This is a genomic window from Micrococcus sp. KRD096, assembly GCF_017168495.1.
GTDB lineage: Bacteria > Actinomycetota > Actinomycetes > Actinomycetales > Micrococcaceae > Micrococcus > Micrococcus luteus.
This window is the reverse complement of sequence record NZ_JABFAY010000004.1, coordinates 123,550-130,924: the sequence shown is the minus strand read 5'-3', so window position 1 is coordinate 130,924 and position 7,375 is coordinate 123,550. Positions and strand designations below refer to the sequence as shown.

The 7,375-nt window shown below is 75.7% G+C and carries 4 protein-coding genes; 3 read left to right on the top strand and 1 reads right to left on the bottom strand.

Annotated features, from left to right (window positions below; translation table 11 throughout):
- Nucleotides 1-84: 84 nt before the first annotated feature.
- Nucleotides 85-2,691: a DNA topoisomerase (ATP-hydrolyzing) subunit A gene (locus J1M41_RS02825; protein ID WP_206451094.1), complete on the bottom strand. Its 2,607-nt coding sequence runs from the start codon at nucleotides 2,689-2,691 to the stop codon at nucleotides 85-87.
- A 48-nt stretch (nucleotides 2,692-2,739) separates the two neighbouring features.
- Between J1M41_RS02825 and J1M41_RS02820 the strand changes: the two genes are divergently transcribed.
- From J1M41_RS02820 to J1M41_RS02810, 3 genes are read left to right on the top strand one after another with little or no spacing between them, the layout of a single operon-like run.
- Entirely contained in the window at nucleotides 2,740-5,469 is a 2,730-nt protein-coding gene (locus J1M41_RS02820; protein ID WP_206451093.1) for a GNAT family N-acetyltransferase, read from the top strand.
- Between the two features lie 57 nt (nucleotides 5,470-5,526).
- Nucleotides 5,527-6,195, top strand: a complete 669-nt coding sequence (locus J1M41_RS02815; protein ID WP_044659536.1) for a DUF5998 family protein — start codon at nucleotides 5,527-5,529, stop codon at nucleotides 6,193-6,195.
- Nucleotides 6,192-7,373 carry an alkaline phosphatase family protein gene (locus tag J1M41_RS02810; protein ID WP_044659532.1) on the top strand — a complete coding sequence of 394 codons (1,182 nt, stop codon included), beginning with the start codon at nucleotides 6,192-6,194 and terminating at the stop codon, nucleotides 7,371-7,373. The genes J1M41_RS02815 and J1M41_RS02810 overlap by 4 nt, the downstream gene beginning before the upstream one ends.
- Nucleotides 7,374-7,375: the final 2 nt, after the last annotated feature.

The window sequence follows — 7,375 nt, the reverse complement described above, 5'->3', positions numbered from 1 at the left end:
GCCCACTGTATCGGAGGGGTCGGGCGGGGCGCCCATCCGGGGCGTCGATCGGCCCGAGGCGAACAGGCTCGCCCCGGACCGGGGTCAGTCCGCGGACACGGCCACGGCGTCGTCCTCGGCGGGCGGGACCGAGACGAGTTCGGGGGAGGCGCCGGCGCCGACGGCCTCGATGCGCTGGTCCACGGGCACGCCCGAGCCGTCCCGGCGCCCGTACTCGATCGGCAGCGCGCGGGCCACGCCGGCCCGGGAGGCCGCGAGCGCGGGCGCGGCGCCGATCCAGCCGAGCTCGAGGCCGCTCTCGCCCTTGAGCAGCCGGTGGGCGCGCACGCCGCCGGTGCCGCGGCCCTTGGCCGGATACTCCCCGAGCGGCGTGACCTTGACGGAGCCCGGGGCGGAGCCCAGCACGTCCGCTTCGCCGTCCGTCACGGTCACCACGACGGCGGGCCGCGGGTGGGCCGCGGCGTCCGCACCGGTCTCGGTGATGGAGGCGGCGGGGGCCACCCCGAACGCGAGCACCGTGTCCCCGGCGGCCAGCCGGATGCCCGCGACACCGCCGCCGGCCGGGCCCTGGGGGCGCACGGCGGAGGCGGCGTAGCGCAGCAGCTGGCCGGTGCGGGTGAGGAAGACGAGCTGGTCGGCCTCGTCCGGGGCGGGGGCGGCGCCGACCACCGCATCGCCGTCCTTCAGGGCGACGGCGTCGACGACCTGGCGGTTCAGGGGCCATTCCGGCCGGACGCGCTTGACGACCCCGTGGGCGGTGCCCAGCGCCAGGACGGCGTCCAGGGGGACCAGGGCCACGAGCGTCTCGCCCTTGGCCAGGGGCACCAGCTCCGCGGCGGGGACGGCCGCGGTCATCGCGGGGGCCGCGGACGGCTCGCCGGCCGCCGGCAGGTCGACCGCCTGGAGGCGGTGCAGCGCGCCGGCGGAGGTGAGGGCCCCGATCTCGCCGCGGGCCGTCGTCGGGACCACGGAGGCGAAGGCGTCGTGCTTGCGGCGCCGGTCCTGCGGGGCGATCGGCGTGCGGTCCGCGGTGCGCAGCAGGCGTCCGGAGGTGGAGAGCAGGGCCCAGCACGCCGTGTCCGGGACCATCAGGTCCGCCCCGGCCTCAGCGGCGCCGGCGGGGGTCGGCCCGGACGGTGCGGGCCCGGCGGCGGGGGCCGCGGCGGTCTCGGCCTCGAGCAGGACCGTGCGCCGGTCGTCGCCGTGCTCGTCGGCGACGGCCTGCAGCTCGGCCGAGACCACCTCCCGCAGCCGCGCGTCGGAGGCGAGGATCGCCTCGAGCTCGGCGATCGCGGCCTGCAGCTCGTCGCGCTCGGCCTCCAGCTCGATGCGGGAGAACTTCGTCAGCTGGCGCAGCCGCAGCTCCAGGATGTGATCGGCCTGCACCTGAGTGAGGTCGAAGACGCCCATGAGGCGGGTGCGCGCGGCCGCCGTGTCGTCCGAGGAACGGATGATCTCGATGACCTCGTCGATGTCCACGAGCGCCAGCAGCAGGCCCTCGACGAGGTGGAGACGATCGCGGTGCTTGCCGAGGCGGTGCCCCGTGCGGCGCCGCACCACGTCCAGACGGTGGTCCACGTAGACCCGCAGCAGGGGCAGCAGGCCCAGGGTCTGCGGCTGGCCGTCGACGAGCGCGACGTTGTTGATCCCGAACGTCTCCTCGAGCGGGGTGTGCCGGTACAGGGCGGCCAGCACGGCCTGGGGGTTGAACCCGGACTTGAGCTCGATCTGCAGGCGCAGCCCGTTCTTGCGGTCCGTCAGGTCCACGACGTCGGCGATGCCGCTGAGCTTCTTCGCGTCGACGCCGGCCTTGATCCGCTCGATGACCTTCTCGGGGCCCACGCCGTACGGCAGCTCGGTGACGACCAGGCCGGTGCGACGCGCGGAGACCTGCTCCACGGCGACGGCGGCCCGCATGCGGAACGTGCCGCGGCCGGTCGCGTAGGCGTCGCGGACGCCGTCGAGCCCCACGATCCGGCCGCCCGAGGGGAGGTCGGGGCCGGGGATGTGGGCCATGATCGCCTCGAGGTCCGCCTCGGGGTCCGCGAGCAGGTGGCGCGCGCCCGCCACGACCTCGCGCAGGTTGTGCGGGGCCATGTTCGTGGCCATGCCGACGGCGATGCCGGTGGTGCCGTTGACGAGCAGGTTGGGGTAGGCGGCGGGCAGCACGGCCGGCTGCTGGAGCTGGTTGTCGTAGTTGGGGACGAAGTCCACGGTGCCCTCGTCGAGGTCCGCGGTGAGCGCCAGGGCGGCCGGGGCCATGCGGGCCTCCGTGTAGCGCGGGGCCGCGGGGCCGTCGTCGAGCGAGCCGAAGTTGCCGTGCCCGTCCACCACGGGCAGGCGCAGGGAGAACGGCTGGGCGAGGCGGACCATCGCGTCGTAGATCGCGGCGTCGCCGTGGGGGTGCAGCTTGCCCATCACCTCGCCCACCACACGGGCGGACTTGACGTGGCCGCGGTCCGGGCGCAGGCCCATGCGGGCCATCATGTAGAGGATGCGCCGCTGCACCGGCTTGAGGCCGTCGCGCGCGTCCGGCAGGGCGCGCGAGTAGATCACCGAGTAGGCGTACTCGAGGAAGGACGCCTCCATCTCCTCGGAGACGTCGACGTCGACGATGTTCTCCTGCTCCAGCGGCAGCGGGCGCGGGGCGTCCTGCTCGGCGGGGCGGGAACGGGATGAACGGGCCATCATGGTGGTCGGGGAGTCCTCACGGCGTCGGGGATTGTCTACAGTGATCCTATGGGTGAGACCGAAGCCGTCCGCGGATATCCCTCCCACTGGGAGGCCGATGTGGTGCTCCGTGACGGTGCGACGGCCCACCTGCGGCCCATCTCGCCCGAGGACGCCGCCGAGCTGCAGCGCATGCACGCCGGGCAGTCCGAGAACTCCATCTACCTGCGCTACTTCACGTACAAGTCCGAGCTGAGCGCCAAGGACCTGGACCGGTTCACCCACGTGGACCACCGGGACCGGGTGGCGTTCGTGATCACCCGCGGCGGCCGACTGCTCGGCGTGGGCCGCTACGACCGCTACGGGGACTCCGACGCCGCGGAGGTCGCCTTCAACATCTCCGACGCCGCGCAGGGCCGCGGACTGGGCTCCATCCTCATGGAGCACCTCGCCGTGGCCGCCCGCGAGAACGGCATCCGCCGCTTCACCGCCGAGGTCCTGCCCGAGAACCGCAAGATGCTCTCGGTGTTCCAGGAGTCCGGCTTCGAGGTGACTCGCCGCTTCGAGGACGGCGTCGTGGCCGTCGAGTTCCCCATCGACCCCACCGCCCGGTGGCGCGCCGTCGTCGAGTCCCGCGAGCACCGCGCCGAGTCCCGCAGCGTCGCCGAGCTGGTCGAGCCCGCGTCCGTGGCCGTCGTCGGCGCCTCCCGCGATCCGCAGGCCGTCGGCTCGCTCGTGCTGCGCCACGTCCTCGAGGCGGGCTTCACGGGAGCCGTCCACGCCGTGAACCGCGCCGCCGAGGACGTCCAGGGCCTCACCGCCCACCGCTCCCTGGCCGACATCGGCGAGCCGGTCGACCTCGTCGTCGTCGCTGTGCCCGCCGACGAGGTCGAGGCCCTCATCCCCGAGGCCGCCGCGGCCGGGGCCCAGGGCCTCGTGGTCCTCACCTCGGGCTACGCCGACGCCGGCGCCGAGGGGCTCGAGGCCCAGCGCCGCCTGGTCTCCCTCGCCCGCGCCCACGGCATGCGCGTGATCGGCCCGGCCTCGGCCGGCCTGGTCCGCACCGACCCCGCGATCCGCCTCAACGCCTCCCCGTCCCCGGGCCTGGCCCAGCGCGGCCCCGTCGGGCTGTTCAGCCAGTCCGGCGCCGTCGGCGCCATGGTCTCCGCCGGCGTCAAGCGCCGCGGGGTGGGGATCTCCACCTCGATCAGCGCCGGCAACCGTGCGGACGTCTCGGGCAACGACGCCATGCAGTTCTTCGAGGCGGACCCCCACACCGCCGCCGTCGGTGTGTACCTCGAGTCGTTCGGCAACCCACGCAAGTTCTCCCGCATCGCCCGGCGGCTCTCCCGCACCAAGCCCGTCGTGGTGGTCCGCTCCGACGTCACCGGGCGCTTCCTGCCCCCGGGCCACGAGACCCGCACCACCCAGGCCCCCGAGGGCACCGTGGACTCGATGCTCGACCAGACCGGCGTGCTCGAGGCCCACACGCACGAGGCCATGCTCGACATCCTCATGGCCGTGGCCAGCCAGCCGCTGCCCACGGGCCACCGCGTCGTCCTCGTGGCCGACTCCCTCGCCCTGGACCGGCTGGGCCGCGACGCCGCGGCCGAGGCCGGGCTGGAGGTCACGGCCACCGTCGGCCTCGTCGGCAGCGAGCAGGGCATCGCCCCGCCCGCCGAGACGCTGGTCTCCGCCGTCCGGGACGCCGTCCGCCACGAGCAGGCCGACGCCGTCGTGGTGCTGGCCCGCCTCGGCCTGCACCAGGCGGACGACGAGCCGGAGCGACTGGCCCACGCCCTCGCGGACGCGACCCGGGACGCCCGCATCCCCGTGCTCGGCTGCCTGACCGACGTCGTCTCCCCGCGCTACCGCGGCGCCACGCTCGGCGCCACCGGGCCCGTGGGTGACGACGCCGAGCCCGGCTCCCTGCAGCCCGGCCTGCCCTTCTACCCGTCGCCGCAGCAGGCCATGACCGTGCTCGGCGCGCTCGCGGACTACGTCCACTGGCGCCGCCAGGAGGTCGGCGAGCCGCTCGAGCCGACCGGCCTGCACCCGCACGAGGCCGAGGAGCTCGTGGAGGCGGCCGCCGCGCGTGCCGAGGGCACCGAACTCGTCCGGCTCTCCGACGAGGAGACCGAGACGCTGCTGGGCCACTACGGGATCACCGTGCTGCCCTCGGCCCGGTTCGAGACCGCCGACGAGGCCGTGGCGGCCGCCGAGCGGCTCGGCTTCCCCGTGGCGCTCAAGGCCGTGGACCCCCACCTGCGGCACCGACTCGACCTGGGCGGCGTCCGCCTGAACGTGGTGGACGCCGATTCCCTGCGCCGCAACGTCGAGCACATGCGCCGTCTGCTCGCGCCGTTCGGCGTGCGCGAGCTCGAGGTCCAGGCCATGGCCCCCGCCGGCCAGGCCTGCATGCTCACGGCGCTCGAGGACCCGCTGCTGGGCCCCGTGGTCTCCTTCGGCATCGCCGGCGACGCCACGGACCTGCTGGGGGACTGGGTGCACCGCGTGCCCCCGCTCACGGACCGGGACGTGGCCCGCATGGTCCGCGCCCCCCGCGCCGCCTTGAAGCTGCGCGGCACCGGCGGGGTGCCCTCCGTCGACCTCGCCGCGCTGGAGGACCTCGTGGGCCGCGTCAGCGTCCTCAAGGACGACCTGCCGCAGGTCGCCCGCCTGCGCTTCGCGCCCGTGCTGGCCGCCCCCGAGGGCGTGACGGTGCTGCAGGCCGAGGTGCACGTCGCCAACGCGGCCCGCCGCACCGACTCGGCCCGGCGCGCGTTGCGCGGCCGCTGACCGGGCCGTCCACAGCGGGCCCGGACGGCCCGGCGCCGGACCCGTAGCATGGGGGACATGAGCCCGTTCCGCAGGAGTCACGAGCCAGGCCGTCCCGACCACCGCCCCGACGCCCCCGAGGCCGAGGGCCGGCAGCGCGAGGCCCGCACCCTGGACGGCAGCGGCGGCCTCGACGCCTCACTCGTCCGCGCCGGCTTCTACCCGGACCTCGTGGCGCACGCCATCGCCCTCGAGCTCGAAGGCCGCACCCCGGACGCGCACCTCGTCCACGTGGACACGCACTTCGACTACGAGGAGATCCACCGGCACATCACGGCCCTCGTGCTCGCCGGGGACACCCTGCTGGCCGTCCACCTCGACGACCACGCCGCCGACCCGGCCGGCCAGGCGGTCCTCGCCCAGGTCTCCACCGAGATGGTCCCGGTCCGCGCCCTCGGCTCCGTGGTCCTGACCACCGGCCACGCCGACCCCGCCCGCTTCCGGCCGTCCGACCCCGTGGCCGAGATGACCCTCGGGCTGATGTGGGCCGGAGGCCAGCGACTGGACCTGCAGCCCGCCGGCTGCGCCGACCCCCAGTGCGACCTCGACCACGGCTACACCGGCACCGCCACCCGCGAGGACCTCGTGATCCGCGTCGCCGCCGACGCCGACGGGCAGGGGGCCGTCGACGGCGCCCTGGCCTTCGCCCGGGCCCTGCGCCGCGCCCACCTGGCGGCCACCACGTGACGGGGCCCGCCCTCCCCGACGGCGTGGTCCCCGCCGACCGTGCCCTGCGCTCCGTCCTGACCTCCGCCGCGGCCGCCCTCGGTGTCCCGGGCTGTGAGAACGCGCTCGCGGTCCCGGCGGGCCGCCGCGTGGTCGTCGCCCTGGTGGACGGCCTCGGACGGTCCCTCCTGAAGCGCTTCGGCGGCCACGCCCCCACGCTGCGCTCGGCGATGGCCGACGGCGGCCGCGTCCTCGAGGCGGCCGTGCCCACCACGACGGCCGCGTCCCTCACGAGCCTGGGCACCGGGCTGGACGTCGGGGAGCACGGCGTGGCCGGCTACGACGTGCTCGACCCGGACCGGGACGTGGTGATCAACCAGCTGGGCGGCTGGGACGAGGCCACCGACCCGGTGGGGTGGCAGCCGAAGCCCACCGTGTTCGAGCGCGCCGCCGCGGCCGGCGTGGACGCCGTCACGGTCTCGCTGCCCGCCTTCGAGCGTTCGGCCCTGACACGGGCGGGGCTGCGTGGCGGCCGGTTCGTGGCCGGCCGCGCCCTGATCGCCCGCGCCCAGGCCGTCGAACGCGTGCTGAAGGACGCCCGCGTGCCCACGCTCGTCTACTTCTACGTCAACGAGCTGGACAAGGCCGGCCACCGGGACGGCGTGGGCTCGGACCGGTGGCTGCACGCCCTCGAGGAGATCGACGCGGCGGTGCGGCGCCTGGTGGACCGCGTGCCCGCCGGGACGGTGGTGCTCGCCACCGGCGACCACGGCATGGTCGACGTGCCGCCGTCGCGCCGCGTGGACTACGCCGCCCTGGACGAGGCCGGGGAGCTCGCCGACCCCGCGCTGCTCGAGGGGATCGCGCACACCGCGGGGGAGCCCCGCCTCGTGCAGCTGCACTTCCGATCCGACGCGGGTCCGGACGTGCGCGAGAGGGTGCGGCGCACCTGGGCCGAGCGCTACGGGGCGCACGCGTGGGTGCTCACGCGGGACGAGGCCGTCGACGCCGGCTGGTTCGGCGCCGTCGTCGAGGACCGGGTCCGTGCCCGCATCGGGGATCTGCTCGTCGCCGTGCACGGGGATCTTGCCCTCTACGACGGCCGGCGGGTGCCCCCGCACGCCTTCGAGATGGTGGGCCAGCACGGCGCGCCCACGCGCGCCGAGCGGGAGGTCCCGCTGCTCACCTGGCACCGCTGAGC

What these genes read in the sequence shown, in the direction of transcription:
- J1M41_RS02820 (WP_206451093.1), top strand. Translation starts at nt 2,740, where the DNA reads ATGGGTGAGACCGAAGCCGTCCGCGGATATCCCTCCCACTGGGAGGCC.
- J1M41_RS02815 (WP_044659536.1), top strand. Translation starts at nt 5,527, where the DNA reads ATGAGCCCGTTCCGCAGGAGTCACGAGCCAGGCCGTCCCGACCACCGC.
- J1M41_RS02825 (WP_206451094.1), bottom strand. Translation starts at nt 2,691, where the DNA reads ATGATGGCCCGTTCATCCCGTTCCCGCCCCGCCGAGCAGGACGCCCCG.